Origin of the sequence: Brucella daejeonensis, from assembly GCF_014199265.1 — a bacterium.
GTDB classification, from domain to species: Bacteria; Pseudomonadota; Alphaproteobacteria; order Rhizobiales; family Rhizobiaceae; genus Brucella; species Brucella daejeonensis.
Genome location: NZ_JACIJG010000004.1, coordinates 257,470 through 273,243, shown reverse-complemented (window position 1 = coordinate 273,243; position 15,774 = coordinate 257,470). Strand labels below are relative to the sequence as shown.

Here is a 15,774-nt window from a genome sequence, read left to right as displayed (position 1 = left end):
CAAGTTTTGACGATTACGCTATCAGTTCGAACATTGCGTTGAACTCCGCGCGCAGTTCTTCCTCGTTCGAAAGATCAGGCTCACCCGCATAGACTTCCGCCAGATCGGCGCGAAGCTTCGATTTACCTTCGAGAACGGGGACACGGGCCGCGACCTTCACCAGTTCCTCCATCACGCCCGCGCAATAGAGAACGATATCGCAGCCCGCGCCAATGATTCCCTCCGCTATATCGCCAAGCTCACCCGAAAGCGCCTTCATGGAAATATCGTCGCTCATGACAAGGCCATCGAACTGGATGATGTTACGGATGACCGTGTTGACGACGGTTGGTGAAAGCGTGGACGGGCGTTGCGGATCAAGGCAATCGAACACCACATGCGCCGTCATGGCCATGGGCAGATCGTTGAGCGCCTTGAACGGCACAAAGTCGTGCGCGACCAGTTCGCTGAGCGGAACGCCGACACGGGCCAGTTCCTTGTGCGTATCGGCAAATGCCCGGCCATGACCCGGCATATGTTTCACCACCGGCAGCAAACCGCCAGCGAGCAAGCCCTCCGCCGCCGCACGACCCATTTCCGCGACCGCGTGCGGATTCTTCGAATAGGCCCGCGCACCGATAACATCGTTTGCACCCTCCACCGGCACGTCGAGCACCGGCAGGCAATCCACATTGACCCCAACCCTCAGCAGATCGAAGGCATGAAGACGCGCATGAAGCCAGGCAGCGCGCAAACCGGCTTCGCGATCACGCGCATAGATCGCGCCGATTTCGGACGCGGAAGGATAGTTCGGCACGAGAGGCGGACGAAGACGCTGCACGCGACCGCCCTCCTGATCGATGAAAACCGGCGTCTGGTCCCTGCCCGTCAGATCGCGCATATGAGCGGTCAGTTCAGTGACCTGCTCAAGGCTCTCGACGTTACGCGCAAAGAGGATAAAGCCCCACGGGCGCTCATCGCGGAAAAACGCTATTTCATCCTGGGTGAGCTTCGTCCCCGATACGCCGGCAATCCATGCCTTGCACTGTTTCATGCGCTTTTCCCTCGAATGATCTCTCGCCCCGGTTTATCCGAAAAAAGACGAGCGTGGTAGTGAACGATGAAAAAGGGCGACCGAAGCCGCCCTTTCATGATTCGATATCCCGATGATTACTGGGTTACGAAGCAGCTTCCGCCAGCGGATTTGAGGCGTCCGCAAAGTGCGATGGCCTCCTCCTTGGAACCGCCCTGGACCCGGACGCGATAATAAGTGCCCTTGCCTGGAATATCGGCGCGCTTGATGTCGACGCTGCGACCGCCGATCACGCTGCCATATTTCTGGGCCATATTGGTATAGGACTTCTGCGCCAGTTCTGCGGATGGCTGCGATGCGATCTGGATGAAATAACCGCCCGCGCCCGCCGCCGATGCCACCTGCTGTGTGCGCTGCGGAACGTTGCCGACAATATTGACCGGCTGTTCGGCCGGGCGTGACGGCACCACCGGAGCACGCACCGGAAGCCTCGGCGCTTCCGCCGCCTGCTGAGGCTGCTGGGCCTGAGGTGTCGGCGTCGTTGCCGGAGCAACCGGCTCCGCAGGTGCATTACCCGCGACCAGGGCGCCGATTTCATCGCCGCCATTGGCCGGCGCCGCAGGCTGACTTTCAGCCGCAGGCGACGGCTGGGGCGCCGTTTCCTGCGGTGCGGGCGCAGACGGAACGATGGAGCCATCCGGGCGAACGATCATCGTTTCCACTTCGCGCGGCTGAATCAACGGCGCGTTCTGGTTCGCATCCTGATTATTCGCAGGAGCATTATTGGCGACAACCGGTTCGTCCGGCGCGTTGTCGGCCATGTTTTCGCTGTCATTCGTCCCCGAAATATCGACCGGCTCCTCACCGGACGTGATCAGGGATTTCTGTTCAGGACTGTTCGGAAGAGTACCGGCAACACGATCGTAGACCGCCTTGTCCTGATTCGGCACGGTAGCGCCGCCCGGATTTTCCGGCTGGACCTTGATCGGCTTGGTGTCGGCGCGAATCACAACAGGTTCGCCGGAATTACCTCCGCCGAGGAAGTGATAGCCGATCCCGCCCAGAAGGACGACCGCACCGGCGACGCTTGCCAGAATAAGGCCGCGCCGACCGCGAACCGGACGATTGCGATATGCATCGGCAGCGCTGCCGAGATCGTCCTCCGCCTGCATCGCGGCGCGCTCGCCGTAATCGCCGCCTTCCACCGTCTGCGCACCTTGAGCCGCCCAGTGATTATAGAAGTCGTCTTCATTTCCGAGCGACCCGGATTCTTTCGCCTGGGTAGCGGCCTGCGGGCGGGCGTAAGCTCCGGCAGCGGTAGCTGCGCCAATGCCGACTGCGGCTGCACCCACGGCAGCGCCAAGGCCGGTATCGGCATTCGGCATGTAGCTGGAAGCGCTTTCGCGGAAAATATCCTCGAAAGCCCTGTCGGCTTCGCTCTGGGCGTCGGATTTTGTTCCGTCATCCGTGCCGACCGTGTTGAAGACTTCCGCAAATTCGGCTTCGAGATCGGTAAAGGCCGCACCCGGCGCCTCTTCGCCGTAATTGACTTCCGGCAGATCAAGGGAGTGGGTCTGCTCGACCTTTTCTTCGGCCACGCTCAATGTTTCGACTTCAGGCGCGGGCGCGCTGACGGCGGAATGGGCGCTACCGAACTGCGGGAACGAAACGGGAGCCGAACGATAATCGTCTTCCGAATGCACCGCATGGGCATAGGCTGGAGCCTCCTGCTCATCATCCACGCTCAGGTCGAGATCGTCCTCGGTGAAGAAATCGTCTTCCGACAGGCCGATATCGTCGAGTTCAGAAAGATCGTCGTCGGTCGCTTCCGCAGCTATTGCTGCCCTTGGCTCATCCAGATCGAACGAAAAATCGTCATCGAAGGAAAAGTCGTCGGCGTCATTTTCCGGTTCTTCTGCGGCAAACGAGGGCGCAGCGGATGCATGATCGGGCTGCGGAGCCTGTTCCACGGCAGTCTGCGCTGCGACGCCTGAGGAAAAGTTGCCGCGCGTGTAATAGGGATAACCCGCAGGAGCAGCATGTTGCTCATGAGCATGGGCCGACGCGGCAGGTGCAGGCGTGTGCTGTACATCGAACCCGCCCTCGTCAATCTCCAGATCGTCCAGATGCAGACCGTCGATTTCCGGCTCGGCCCGATAGGCCGCAGGCTGTTCGGCCCCATAGGCCGGAGCGTCGACGTAAGATGGAGGCTGGGTTTCCTCACCGAAAAGCAGGCTCTCCAGCTCGTCTTCCAGCGAGAGCGGCTGCTGCGTGGGGGCTGCGGCAAAGGACGGGGCCGCAGATTCTACGGCCTGAACATTCCAGTCGTGATCGCGCGCGCCGCGGTAATCGTCACGGGGTTCGACCGCAGGCTGATGGATTGCCGGATCGTCGTGCACGTCGACATGGATTTCCTCGACGGTTTCGCGCCGTCCATAAGCGGATGGGGATGCCGTGTGGGCCTCATCTGCCGAAGCGCGGGCCGTCGAATAATCATTGTACTCGAATTGCGGAACAGGTTCCGCATGGTCGGCTTCCTCGAACACGGGCGGCTCGAACGCCGCCACCTGTTCGTCGCTATTGTCCATTTCGAGATCGAACTCTTCTTCCAGCGCCGAAACAAGTTCGTCTTCCTGCATCAGGGCATGAGGCTCGCGATAGGAATCGTCGTTCAAAGCGGTCGCAGGGGTTTGCGCCTCGCCCGAAGGCTGAGAATAATCGTCGAAACTGCCGAGAAGCTCACGCTCCAGATCCAGCGAGGGATCAAAATCCGGCTCTGTCCGATTATCTTCAAAGCGACCAGGGCGATGCTCGTTCGAAGCAACGTTATCATCAGCAGGCGTACCGAAGTCCATGATCCGCGACAGTTCCATCAACGGATCGTCTTCGTGCAACGGACGCTCGCCGTAATTACGGGGATTTGCACTGCTGTCCGACATGGTGTTTTCCTAACTCAAACCCTGGACGCCAAAAGACGTCTCCATACATTGCTTATTTAGCGAGGCAATGTGGGCAAAAGTTGACGGGAGCTTCCCGCGCCGGAAGAAGGACCGATGACTTGCATTCATCATGACCTTCCATCCGCTCGACTTGCCAACTTCCACCTTCAGCCAGTCTTTCGACCCGAAAAGCTTCCTTGGCAGCCAAGTAGTCTCTGAGAACACTCGAATCGCATCACGCGCCTCGTATGCCGCAGAGACCATTCTTCGAGCATAATCCGTCTCAAAAGGTATGCACCTTCGAATTATGCTCTAGCGCATTTCCGTCGGAGCATCCGCACCGATTATCGTCAGTCCGGACGTCAGCACATCGGAAACAACCTGCACCAGCCCTAGCCTGGCTAGGGACAAGTCTGGATCGTTAACCTTAATAAAACGTAAGTCCGGGTTCTCGGAACCGCGATTCCACTGCGAATGGAACGCGCTGGCGAGGTCGTAGAGATAAAAAGCAAGCCGATGCGGCTCCTGATGGACGGCTGCGGCTTCGATCAGGCGTGGATATTCGGCGAGCTTGCGGACAAGTGCGATTTCACTCTCGTCCGTCAGCTTTTCGAAATGGGCCGCCATGCTGACGCGCTCAAGATCGGCCAGCCCAAGCTGATCGGCGGCCTGACGGAACACCGAATGGCAACGCGCCGAAGCATATTGCACGTAAAAGACCGGATTATCCTTGGACTGTTCCGTCACCTTAGCAAAGTCGAAATCGAGCGGCGCGTCGTTTTTCCGGTAAAGCATCATGAAACGCACCGGATCGCGGCCGACCTCATCGACGACATCGCGAAGCGTAATGAACTCGCCTGCCCGCTTCGACATCCTGACGGGCTCACCGTCACGGAACAGTTTCACCAACTGGCACAGCAGAACCGTCAGCTTCGCCCTGCCATCGGAAACGGCCCGCGCGACCGCTTCCAGACGCTTGACATAGCCGCCATGATCGGCGCCCAGAACATAGATCATCTCATTGAAGCCACGGTCATACTTGTCCTTGAAGTAAGCCACGTCGCCAGCAAAATAGGTGAAGGAACCGTCCGACTTCATCAGCGGACGGTCGATATCGTCGCCCACTTCCGTCGACCTGAACAGGGTCTGTTCGCGATCTTCCCAGTCTTCCGGGAACTGCCCCTTGGGGGGCGGCAGCTTGCCCTTGTAGACATGGCCCTTGAGCGTGAGATCATTGATCGCGTTACGGATCGCCCGCGCATGATCCACATGCAGCTTCCGCTCGGAAAAGAACACGTCGTGATGCACGTTGAGCGCTTCCAGATCCGCCCGGATCATCGCCATCATGGCATCGATCGTGCGGTCCTTCACGAGCGCGAGCGCTTCGGCTTCCGGCATTTCCAGAAGCCTGCCGCCGAACTCTCCGGCAAGCTCCTGCCCCACCGGGACCAGATAATCGCCGGGATACAGGCCCGAGGGAATTTCGCCGATATTTTCACCGAGCGCTTCACGATAACGCAGCATCACGGAGCGCGCCAGAACGTCGATCTGGGCACCGGCGTCGTTGATGTAATATTCCTTGACGACATCGTATCCGGCGAACTTCAGGAGATTTGCCAGAACGTCGCCCACGACTGCGCCACGGCAGTGACCGACATGCATCGGACCGGTCGGGTTAGCCGAAACATATTCGACATTGACCTTCGTGCCTGCGCCCAGCCGCGAGCGGCCGAAATCCGTCCCCTCATTCAGCATGGCCGAGAGTTCGCGCTGCCAATAACCGGCCTTGAGACGCAGATTGATGAAACCCGGACCGGCAACATCGACAGATTCGACGTCTTCGTCAGCCGACAGCGCATCGGCAATGCGCGTTGCAAGCTCACGCGGATTCTGGCCAACGGCCTTCGACAGAACCATGGCCGCATTGGTTGCGATGTCGCCATGAGAGGCATCGCGCGGCGGCTCCACACCGATGCGCGAAAGATCCAATTCGCCGCCGTCTTTCGATTTCAGATCAATATCTTGCAACGTTTTTTTAATACGCGCATCGAAATCTGCAAAGATATTCATGGTCTGTCCTGTCAGGCTTACGCCGGTTTCTGTCCTGCTTTTCCGGTGTAGGCGCGTTCCAATAAAGTGCGAAATCCGGTCAATAAACCGATAGATGCCGCTTCGTTCGGCTCCGATTAAGCTAAATCGGGTGTATGGTCAAACAGTCGTCGGTGTTCTCGCACGGCATAATTATCGGTCATGCCGGCAAGATAGTCGGCCACGCGTCGCGCACGGGCAGCTTCACTCAATGTCTCCCAGCCCGATCGCCATTCGGGAGGCATGATGGAAGGATCGGTAAAACAGGCATCGAACAGGTCCTTGACGATCCTGTCGGCGGCATGTCTGCGCACGACGACGCTTTCGTGGAAATAGAGGTTCTTGAAAAGGAACCGCTTGAGGATTTTCTCGTCGTCCCGCATGGAACCGGAAAAGGCCACCAGCGCCTGCGATTGGCCGCGCACGTCTTCGGGGCTTTGCGGTTTTGCAGCCGCAAGGCGGCGCTGCGCCTCCTCGATCACGTCTTCCACCATGATGGTGATCTGGCGCCGCACCAGTTCATGGCCTGTACGCACGGCATCGAGATCGGGGTAGCGCTCCCGCACCAGGTCGAGCAGACGTTTCGTCAGCGGCACTTCGTCAAGCGCATCGAGGCTCAGAAGACCGGCGCGCAGCCCGTCGTCGATATCGTGCGCGTTATAAGCAATGTCGTCGGCGATCGCGGCGCATTGCGCCTCCATGCTTGCAAATCGCGAAAGTTCAAGATCGTAACGGTCATTGAAGTCGAGTATCGGCTGCGGAACGGGAACATCCGCGTGTGCGGCATAGGCTCCCAGCAGCGGACCGTTATGCTTGACCAGTCCTTCCAGGGTTTCCCACGACAGGTTGAGACCGTCGAAATCGGCATATCGATGTTCAAGTCTGGTCACGATCCTGAGCGATTGCGCGTTATGATCGAACCTGCCGAAATTCTTCATGCGCTCGTCAAGCGCTTCCTCTCCCGTGTGGCCGAACGGAGTATGGCCGAAGTCATGGACGAGAGCGACGGCTTCGGCGAGGTCCTCGTCAAGCCGCAGGGCACGGGCAAGCGCGCGCGCGATCTGGGCAACTTCGATCGTATGCGTCAGCCGCGTGCGATAATGATCGCCTTCATGCGCAATGAAGACCTGCGTCTTGTGCTTGAGCCGCCGGAAGGCCGTGGAATGAATGATACGGTCACGGTCGCGCTGGAAAGGCGTGCGCGTCGGGCTTTCCGGTTCCGGCACCAGCCGCCCACGGCTGAGAGCAGGATCACAGGCATAAGGCGCGCGCTCGCGGTAACCGAAGCCTATTCCTTCCAGCGACATTGCGATGCTTCCTTCACTGTAATATGATTACACTATATGAGAGTGGACATTGACTTCCGCAGACTGCGTTCATAGCTATCAGTTAATCATGAAGGCAAGTATGCGACCATCGGAAAACCCGGAAAATCACCGGGCCGATCTTCGTACCTGCAGACGGAACAAGGCAGATGACAGGCATTAGCGTTTCGGATTCCGCAGCAAAGCGGATCGCCAAAATCCTCGGATCGGAGCCGGGAAAGACAGCGCTTCGCGTTTCGGTCGAAGGCGGCGGTTGTTCCGGCTTCTCCTATAAATACGATCTGGTTGACGAGCAGGCTGACGATGACATCGTCATCGAGAAGCTGGGCGCCAGGGTCCTGATCGATTCCATATCGGTTCCCTATATGGACGGTTCGGAAATCGATTTCGTGGACGACCTGATGGGCCAGTCGTTCCAGATCCGAAACCCGAACGCAACGTCGTCTTGCGGCTGCGGGACGAGTTTCGCCATCTGACGAGAAGGCAAGCAGGCAAGACAAACAGACGGGCAAAAATGAAAACCGGCTGCGGGAAGCAGCCGGTTTTTGTTCGTCAAACCGTCACGGAAGCGATGGTTGCTTCGATGTGATCCACCAGCGCGTCCGGCAGGCCAAGACGACCGGCGAGCATGTCGAGGTATCCGCGCTCTGCCCTGTTATCGGGATCAATTGCAAGTCGGGAAGCCGTATAAAGCTCGACTTTCTGCTCCTCGGTCTGCGCCATAGCGACCAGCGCATCCAGATCGACCGGATTGGCAAGTTCCTTGTCCAGAAAGGATTCCGCTTCGTCATCGAGGCCGGAAATCTTCACCTTCTCCATGATACGGGCACGCTCGGCATCGTCTATATGCCCATCGGCTTTCGCAGCGGCGATCATGGCCTGAACCAGCGTCAGGGCAAAGCTGTTGCTCACCGTGGAAGACTGCGGATGGAAGGAAGAATCGGCTGGCGGCGGAAGAAGCTCGGGCTCCTTCGTTTCAGGCTGTTCCGGTGCCTGCGGCGCCTGACCGGATTTATAGTTTTTGTAGGCCAGATATCCCAGTCCGGCAATTGCCGCGATACCGCCAACCGTGGCCACATTGCCCGCCAGTTTGCGCCCGGTCTTGGTGCCGAGTATGGCGGCTGCAATGGCTCCGGTCGCCAGTGGATTCTTTTTCGCCAGATCGGCGGCCTGCCCTGCCTTGTCGCGGACGCTGCCAGACATTCCCGGCACTTGCGCTCCCAGAAACTGTTCGAGAAGTTTCCTGGCGTCGAACATTCGATGATCTCCTGTTTGGCTAATGTCCCTGAGGAGATAGGCATGAAAAACCGTCAATACAAACGCATCCGACGCAAATATCGTCGGATGCCGTCATTGCGGCAGAAAAGCTGTGGTGCGAGATCGACCATGCTTGCCCTTGCCCGGTCAAGCGCCTAATCATTGCGTCATGAAGATCGCTACGTGGAATATCAATGGCGTCAAGGCGCGCATCGACAACCTTCAGCACTGGCTGAAGGAATCATCACCCGACATTGCCTGCCTGCAGGAAATAAAGTCGGTTGACGAGCAGTTCCCCCGCCTCGAGATCGAAGCTTTGGGCTACCACGTGGAAACACATGGCCAGAAAGGCTTTAACGGCGTCGCTCTTCTGTCGAAAAAGTCACCCGATGAAGTCAATCGCGGCCTTCCGGGCGATGATGGCGACGAGCAGGCCCGTTTTATCGAAGGCGTCTATTCGACCGGCAAGGGCGTCATTCGGGTCGCATCGCTCTATCTTCCGAACGGCAATCCGATCGATACCGAGAAATTCCCGTACAAGCTGTCCTGGATGCAGCGGCTCGAACAATGGGCGAAGGAGCGTCTCGCACTGGAGGAACCTCTGGTCCTCGCGGGTGACTATAATGTCATTCCCGAACCCGTGGATGCCAGGAATCCGGGTGCGTGGCTCAATGATGCGCTTTTTCAGCCACAATCGCGTCAGGCGCTTCGCAGACTGGAAAATCTTGGTTTCACCGACGCTATTCGCGCTTCAAGCGACGAAGACGACATCTATTCGTTCTGGGATTATCAGGCTGGCGCCTGGCAGAAGAACAACGGGATCCGCATCGACCATCTGATGCTGTCGCCGGAAGCTGCCAATCATCTCGTAGCAAGCGACGTGGAAAAGCATGTGCGCGCGTGGGAAAAACCGTCGGACCATGTGCCGGTCACGATAAGGCTTTCTCTCTAGAATATTGGTTTCAACCGGAACCGCTCTGAGTTCCCTCAACGCCGGGCGATAATCAGAAATCGCCCTTGACGGCATAATCGCTGGAAAGCGCTATCGCGTTGCGGCGATCCGCTTCACCGGCAATCGAGAATGCCTGTTCCTGTATATCGCGTATCCAGGGGCAATCCTCCGCCGGGCAGCGTTCAAAGGCGGCGGTCATCATTGCAAGGCCACGCACGGTCTTGCCTGCCTGAAATAGCATGTTGCCGAGCATGGCCTGAGCACCGGCATTACCCTTCTTCGCGGAAAGCTGGAACCAGCGCGCCGCCTGAATGGCGTTGCGTTCGCCACCATCCCCGTCCAGCAGCATCTTGCCAAGCTCGAACTGAGCATCGGGGTCGCCGAAATTCGAAGCGGCCTGCACATAGAGATTGCGCGCCATGCCCGGATTGGCATGAACCGGCGAACCGGGAATACCGCGCTTCATATAGCCGGCAAGCGCCACCAGCGCGTCAGCCACATAGGAATCGTTCTGCGAACCCGGCTCCGCGCCGTCGCGGACGATTCGTTCGAATATCTTGTAGGCTTCGTAATCGTTTTCCACCACGCCGTCGCCATCGGCGTACATGCGCGCCAGTTTCCACTTCGCGCCCTGATGTCCGCGATCCGCAGCATAGCGCAACGCCTTGATCGCTTCGTCCTTGTGGCCGTTCTTGTAAGCGGAAAAGCCGAACTTGAAGAGTTCGAACGGGCTTCTCGACTTTTCGGAGTCGTCATTCAGATCGAAGGCAAAGGCGCTGTTGCAGGCAATGGCCAGGCCCAGAGCCAATATAGCGGTATATGAAAAACTGCGGATACGCATCACAACGCCGGTCTTTCACATTCATTGGAGGAAACATTCATGGAGCGCAGAATGCGCGCCGTTTTCGTCAAGACTGCGACCCGATCTTGGCCGAAAAAAGCCTTACCATCATAGGAAAGAATAAGAGCCGTACGAACAGGAGCGTTCCTGCCCTCAAACGTTTTGTCGTATAACGATACGCCCTTTTCCATTCCTGCCTATCCTTTGGGGAGCTTTCCGGCTCCTGATATTCTTGACGGCTTCTGCCTGCCATGACCGGTGACGCCTGTTTGTGGCGGGAAATGGGCAAATGGGCCGTTGCCCTTTTGTAGCCTAAAGCAATGATGAAGACTGTTGCCGATTGACAACAAGTTGGGGGTTGTTGCGGCCACCTATCCCAACTTGTTGACGTGGAGGACATAGCCTCCCAATCTACCGGGAATTTGAAACACATTGATTTTAGCGGGATTCGGACAGGCATCGATGAGCAGATACCGCCGCCCCTATGGACGCCATCACCGCCGGACACGCAAAAGCTACGCCGGAAGTTTTAGAAGCATCCTGTTGACTATATTTCTCTTTTCAGTCCTCGGAATGCTTGTTGTCTGGCTTCAGAAACAGACCCCGCCCGGGGAAGCGATGAACGGAACCGTCTATGTAATCGATGGCGATACGGTGATCATGGACAAAACCCATATCCGTCTGAAGGGTATGGATGCGCCGGAGATGGAACAGCAGTGCGAACGGGCCGGGCGAAACTACGATTGCGGACGGGAAGCCCGGAACATCCTGCGAGCGAAGATCGGCAAATCCGCGATTCGGTGCGACAAGGAGGGGCGGGATCAGTACATGCGCGAACTGTCGCGCTGCTATCTCGGCGAGACGGAGCTTAATCGCTGGATGGTCGAACAGGGCTGGGCAGTTTCCTACGGCGACTATCAGCATGAGGAAAGCAATGCCCGCCGCAATCGGCGGGGCATATGGGATGGCCGGTTCGAGCAACCCTCGCTCTGGCGCAAGGAACATCGCAATCAGGAAGACGACCGGATGCTCCATCACACGCAGCAGAACGATGTAATCGGCAGCGCGATCATCTATATAAGGGAGCATATTCAAGCCCTCCTCGGGACGATCGTGCCCCGGAACTGAATGGACACACTGAACGGACTCACAGAATGGACGTCATAGGACAACTGGACGAACTGCGGCGCTCGATCAGGCATTGCCGCATCTGTCGCGACGCACCGCAGTTTCTTCCGCCCTTGCCCCACGAACCGAATCCGGTCTGCATCGTCTCCAGTACAGCCAGAATTGCCATCTGCGGCCAGGCGCCGGGCATTCGCGTACATAACACGTCCCTGCCCTTCAACGATCCTTCAGGGGACCGCCTGCGGCAGTGGCTGGGCGTCACCCGCGAGGAATTTTACGACCCATCACGCTTTGCCATCGTGCCCATGGGGTTCTGCTTTCCCGGTTACGACAAGCACGGCGGAGACCTCCCGCCACGCCGCGAATGCCGCCATATCTGGCATGACCGCATTTTCGCGGCGATGCCGCAGCTCGAATTCGTTCTGGTGGTCGGACAGTATGCGCTGGCCTATCATCTGCCCGATTACCGCGGGCGCAACCTGACCGAGACCGTCAGAAACTGGGAACATTTCATGACAACGCCCAATCAGGCCGGTCGAATTGTCCTGCCGCTTCCGCATCCCTCCTGGCGTAACAGCGGCTGGCTGAAGCGGAATCCCTGGTTCGACGCGGAGGTCGTGCCTGTTTTGCAGGCAAAAGTCCGCCACCTTCTCACGAACGACATATAAATTTTACTCTGCGCGTTTTCATCAGAATATTATTCCTGTAACTTAATGAGATTGCGAACCATAAGGTATGACGTTTCACCCATTCGCAAAGTTCGGGAAACGATTTCTAAAACCGGGAACGGAAACGCATGGACAGGCTCGACAGAAAGATACTGCGCTTATTGCAGGAAGACGCGACACTTGCAGTGGCAGACGTTGCCAAGAAAGTTGGTCTTTCCACGACGCCATGCTGGCGTCGTATCCAGAAGCTCGAGGAAGACGGCGTCATCAAGCGCCGCGTTGCCATCCTCGATCCGGTTCGCGTCAATGCGCGTGTCACGGTGTTCGTGTCCGTGCGCACCAGTTCGCACAGCCACGAATGGCTGAAGCGCTTTTCCGAAGTGGTTCAGGAATTTCCGGAAGTTATCGAATTCTACCGGATGAGCGGTGACGTCGATTATCTGCTCCGCGTGGCCGTACCCGATATTGCCGCTTACGATGCCTTCTACAAGCGTCTCATCAGCAAGATCGAGATTCGCGACGTGTCGTCCTCGTTCGCCATGGAGCAGATCAAGTACACGACCGAATTGCCGCTCGACTACATGGTGCTCGACAAAGAAAATAACTGATGCCTTCAAGACATTGATCTAAAAGAAAAGCCCGCCGTTCGGCGGGCTTCGTCTTGACCGTGAAACGCTTGTTACCTTGAGGCCGACACACCGGCCTGTTCGAAGGTCGCCATGCCGGAATGGCACAGGGCCGCAGCCTTCACGATACCGGCGGCAAGCGCGGCTCCGGTTCCCTCACCGAGCCGCATCCCGAGATCGAGCAACGGCTGCTTGCCCATCTTTTCCAGAAGCCTGCGATGACCGGGTTCGGCGGAAACGTGGCCGAACAGGCAATGGTCCACGGAATCCGGATTGGCGGCATAGAGAACCGCAGCGGCGGCACTCGCGACGAAGCCATCGACGATAACCGGAATTTTTTCCATGCGAGCTGCAAGAATTGCCCCGGCCATGGCCGCGATCTCGCGACCGCCGAGACGGCGCAGCACTTCCAGCGGGTCCTGTAGATGCGCCTGATGCAACGCCACGGCCTGACGAATGGCGGCAAGCTTGCGCTGCATCAGTTCGCCTGTCGATCCCGTGCCCGGCCCGGCCCAGTCTTCCGCCGTACCGCCGAAGAGCGCTAGCGCGATGGCAGCGGCAATCGTGGTATTGCCAATCCCCATTTCACCGATGCAGAGCAGATCGGTTCCGCCTGCAATCGCCTCCATGCCGAAGGCCATGGTTGCCGCACAGGTCCGCTCGTCCATCGCGGCTTCTTCGGTAATGTCGCCCGTCGGATGCTCCAGCGCCAGATCGAACACTTTGAGCCCCAGATCGTGCGCAATGCAGATCTGGTTGATGGCGGCACCGCCTGCGGCAAAATTCTCGACCATCTGCGCGGTCACACTGGACGGGAACGGCGTGATGTTCCTGGCCGTAACGCCATGATTGCCGGCGAAGACCGCAACCAGCGGACGGTTGATCTGCGGTGTCCGCTTGCCCGTCCATGCGGCCAGCCATGCGACGATCTCTTCCATACGCCCAAGCGAACCGGCAGGCTTGGTCAGCGTCGCTTCGCGCTCGCGAACGGCTCTTTCCGCTCCCAGGTCGGGGCCCGGAAGATTGCGGATCAGTTCACGGAAATCGTCGAAGGGAAGGCCGCTGGCACTCATATGTTCAGTCCAATCAATGATGGAAGGTGTAAATTCGCTGGGCTCGTCCTATAAGCACTCACATGAATTTTCAAATCACCTCTTTGAGTTGACGCAATATTGAGGCGAAATATCGCGAAAGCGCACCCGAAGCATGGCTGGAGCGGCAGATAAAGTGGAACGGTCAATTGCTGCACAATAGTCTGATTGGCGACACGATCCGAAGCCTCGGCTTTCTGAGCCGCCTGCCCCTTCCGCAGGGTTGGTTTGGAAACAGCGGCGATTCGCTTCCCGACAACGCGCGGGCCTTTCCGCTTGCGGGCGCATTGCTGGGACTTCTCGCTGGAGCCATCCTTCTGGTCGCCTGTGCGATGAAGCTGCCGCCGCTTGCGGCGGCACTGCTGGCCATCGGCGCTCTCGCAGCAATGACAGGCGCCCTGCACGAAGACGGCCTCGGCGACACCGCCGACGGCTTCTTCGGAGCATCGACGCCGGACCGGCGACTGGAAATCATGAAGGATTCCCGCATAGGGACGTTTGCCGCCCTCACCCTGATCGTCGCTGTCGGACTGAAAGCCGCCTTCCTGATGGCGGTCATCGAACATGCCGGAGCAGGTTATGCGGCGCTTGCCCTGATCGGCTGTGAAGCGGCAAGCCGCGCCGGAATGCTCGCATTCTGGCACGCCCTCCCTTCGGCGCGGCCCGGCGGGCTTGCCGATAGCGTGGGCCGTCCGCAATGGGAGACTGTCGTCTTCGGCTGCGGGATCGGGCTGATCGTGCTCACCGTCGCATTCTTGCCTGCCGGGGGTTTTCTGTCACTCGTCAATGGGCTGGCGCTGGCCACCGTTCTGTTGTTCGGCTTTGCCAGACTTTGCGTGGCGAAGATCGGCGGCCAGACAGGGGATTGCCTGGGGGCTGCCCAGCAGATCGGCTGTCTTGCACTTCTGGCCGGGCTTGTCATGGCCCTTTGACGCAACCACATTGCATCCATGGACACGACAATCGAATCCCCGTGCATCCTGATTTGCACGATTGATGCCGAAACCGGTTTCTGCCTCGGTTGCGCGCGAACGCTGGACGAAATCGCGCAGTGGTCCAGCATGAGCGCCGACGAGCGCATGGCGGTCTGGGCGCTTCTGGCAGACAGACACGAAATCATCGTTGAAAAGAGAAATGGCTGATGGGGCGCTTCTTCTGGCTTATCATCGCGGCAATTGCCATCGTCGCACTATTGTTGATGTCGAACAATGACAGCGGTTCGACGCTTGGCCTCGACAACGATGTGTTCGCCCGTGCCGCTTATCTCGGCATATGGGGCGTCGTCCTCGCCGCCGGGCTGCTTGGCTCCGGCATCAAGCTTACCGATTTTGCGCGCAACATGGCGATGTGGGCGGTGATCGTTCTCGGTCTCGTCGCCGGTTATCAGTACCGATACGAATTGCAGGATGCAGCCAGCCGAATCACGGCAGGCCTCATCCCCGGCAGTCCGATTTCAGGTCGCGGGGCCGACGGCGCGCTGACGGTTACGCTTGCGAAATCCGCAAATGGTCATTTCGAGGTCAGCGGACGCGTGAATGGCGCAAGGGTCCATTTTCTGGTCGATACCGGAGCATCTTCCGTCGTCCTCTCGCAGCAGGACGCCGAACGTGCCGGTATCGATACGGCTTCGCTCAACTATTCCGTTCCGGTGATGACTGCAAATGGCACAGCCAGCGCCGCGACCATCACCATTGCAACTTTGAAGGTCGGAGATATCGAGCGCCAGAATGTGCGGGCCATGGTAACGAGGGAAGGTCTCATGACCGGCAGCCTGCTTGGCATGAATTTTCTACAGACGCTCGGCGGTTTCACCGTGCGCGGCGATCAGCTCATCCTGATTGATTAGA

16 protein-coding genes are annotated in these 15,774 nt (G+C 58.4%); 8 read left to right on the top strand and 8 right to left on the bottom strand.

Going from position 1 to position 15,774, the window contains the following annotated elements:
• Positions 1–13: 13 nt before the first annotated feature.
• The 4 genes from nagZ to FHS76_RS07110 form a co-directional block, all read right to left on the bottom strand.
• Positions 14–1,033, bottom strand: a complete 1,020-nt coding sequence (nagZ, locus tag FHS76_RS07125; RefSeq protein WP_183650012.1) for a beta-N-acetylhexosaminidase — start codon at positions 1,031–1,033, stop codon at positions 14–16.
• Between the two features lie 116 nt (positions 1,034–1,149).
• Positions 1,150–3,951, bottom strand: coding sequence for an SPOR domain-containing protein (locus tag FHS76_RS07120; protein ID WP_183650009.1), 2,802 nt, complete (start codon positions 3,949–3,951; stop codon positions 1,150–1,152).
• Positions 3,952–4,263: 312 nt separating this feature from the next.
• Positions 4,264–6,021 carry an arginine--tRNA ligase gene (gene argS / locus FHS76_RS07115; RefSeq protein WP_183650006.1) on the bottom strand — a complete coding sequence of 586 codons (1,758 nt, stop codon included), beginning with the start codon at positions 6,019–6,021 and terminating at the stop codon, positions 4,264–4,266.
• 116 nt (positions 6,022–6,137) lie between these two features.
• Positions 6,138–7,346, bottom strand: a complete 1,209-nt coding sequence (locus FHS76_RS07110; protein ID WP_183650003.1) for a deoxyguanosinetriphosphate triphosphohydrolase — start codon at positions 7,344–7,346, stop codon at positions 6,138–6,140.
• A 167-nt stretch (positions 7,347–7,513) separates the two neighbouring features.
• Here FHS76_RS07110 and erpA point away from each other — a divergent pair, with 167 nt between their 5' ends.
• Entirely contained in the window at positions 7,514–7,840 is a 327-nt protein-coding gene (erpA, locus tag FHS76_RS07105) for an iron-sulfur cluster insertion protein ErpA (RefSeq protein ID WP_183650000.1), read from the top strand.
• Positions 7,841–7,916: 76 nt separating this feature from the next.
• Here the strand turns inward: erpA and FHS76_RS07100 are convergent, their stop codons facing one another.
• Entirely contained in the window at positions 7,917–8,621 is a 705-nt protein-coding gene (locus FHS76_RS07100) for a tellurite resistance TerB family protein (protein WP_183649997.1), read from the bottom strand.
• Positions 8,622–8,790: 169 nt separating this feature from the next.
• On the opposite strand from FHS76_RS07100, the gene xth reads away from it, so the two are divergent.
• Positions 8,791–9,573, top strand: a complete 783-nt coding sequence (xth, locus tag FHS76_RS07095; RefSeq protein WP_183649994.1) for an exodeoxyribonuclease III — start codon at positions 8,791–8,793, stop codon at positions 9,571–9,573.
• Between the two features lie 52 nt (positions 9,574–9,625).
• Here xth and FHS76_RS07090 read toward each other — a convergent pair whose 3' ends face one another.
• Together FHS76_RS07090 and FHS76_RS07085 are read right to left on the bottom strand one after the other, a co-directional pair.
• On the bottom strand, positions 9,626–10,414 hold the full coding sequence (locus tag FHS76_RS07090; RefSeq protein ID WP_183649990.1) for a tetratricopeptide repeat protein: 789 nt from the start codon (positions 10,412–10,414) through the stop codon (positions 9,626–9,628).
• Entirely contained in the window at positions 10,414–10,605 is a 192-nt protein-coding gene (locus FHS76_RS07085; protein WP_183649987.1) for a hypothetical protein, read from the bottom strand. The genes FHS76_RS07090 and FHS76_RS07085 overlap by 1 nt, the downstream gene beginning before the upstream one ends.
• Before the next feature lie 271 nt (positions 10,606–10,876).
• Here FHS76_RS07085 and FHS76_RS07080 point away from each other — a divergent pair, with 271 nt between their 5' ends.
• The 3 genes from FHS76_RS07080 (at position 10,877) to FHS76_RS07070 (ending at position 12,818) form a co-directional block, all read left to right on the top strand.
• Entirely contained in the window at positions 10,877–11,542 is a 666-nt protein-coding gene (locus FHS76_RS07080) for a thermonuclease family protein (RefSeq protein WP_183649985.1), read from the top strand.
• A gap of 26 nt (positions 11,543–11,568) precedes the next feature.
• Positions 11,569–12,210 carry a uracil-DNA glycosylase family protein gene (locus FHS76_RS07075; protein ID WP_183649982.1) on the top strand — a complete coding sequence of 214 codons (642 nt, stop codon included), beginning with the start codon at positions 11,569–11,571 and terminating at the stop codon, positions 12,208–12,210.
• A 128-nt stretch (positions 12,211–12,338) separates the two neighbouring features.
• Complete coding sequence (locus FHS76_RS07070) at positions 12,339–12,818, top strand: Lrp/AsnC family transcriptional regulator (RefSeq protein ID WP_183649979.1); 480 nt, start codon at positions 12,339–12,341, stop codon at positions 12,816–12,818.
• Between the two features lie 71 nt (positions 12,819–12,889).
• Here FHS76_RS07070 and cobT read toward each other — a convergent pair whose 3' ends face one another.
• The gene (gene cobT / locus FHS76_RS07065; protein ID WP_183649976.1) at positions 12,890–13,909 is read right to left on the bottom strand and encodes a nicotinate-nucleotide--dimethylbenzimidazole phosphoribosyltransferase; all 1,020 of its coding nucleotides are present in this window, start codon (positions 13,907–13,909) and stop codon (positions 12,890–12,892) included.
• 167 nt (positions 13,910–14,076) lie between these two features.
• Between cobT and FHS76_RS07060 the strand changes: the two genes are divergently transcribed.
• Genes FHS76_RS07060 through FHS76_RS07050 form a run of 3 tightly spaced genes read left to right on the top strand, consistent with a single transcriptional unit; the run spans position 14,077 to position 15,773 of the window.
• Positions 14,077–14,859 (top strand): adenosylcobinamide-GDP ribazoletransferase, encoded by a 783-nt coding sequence (locus FHS76_RS07060; RefSeq protein WP_183649973.1) that lies wholly within the window; start codon positions 14,077–14,079, stop codon positions 14,857–14,859.
• An 18-nt stretch (positions 14,860–14,877) separates the two neighbouring features.
• On the top strand, positions 14,878–15,069 hold the full coding sequence (locus FHS76_RS07055) for a DUF1289 domain-containing protein (protein ID WP_183649971.1): 192 nt from the start codon (positions 14,878–14,880) through the stop codon (positions 15,067–15,069).
• A complete protein-coding gene (locus FHS76_RS07050) occupies positions 15,069–15,773 on the top strand; it encodes a TIGR02281 family clan AA aspartic protease (RefSeq protein ID WP_183649969.1) in 705 nt (234 codons plus the stop codon). The genes FHS76_RS07055 and FHS76_RS07050 overlap by 1 nt, the downstream gene beginning before the upstream one ends.
• Position 15,774 lies beyond the last annotated feature (1 nt).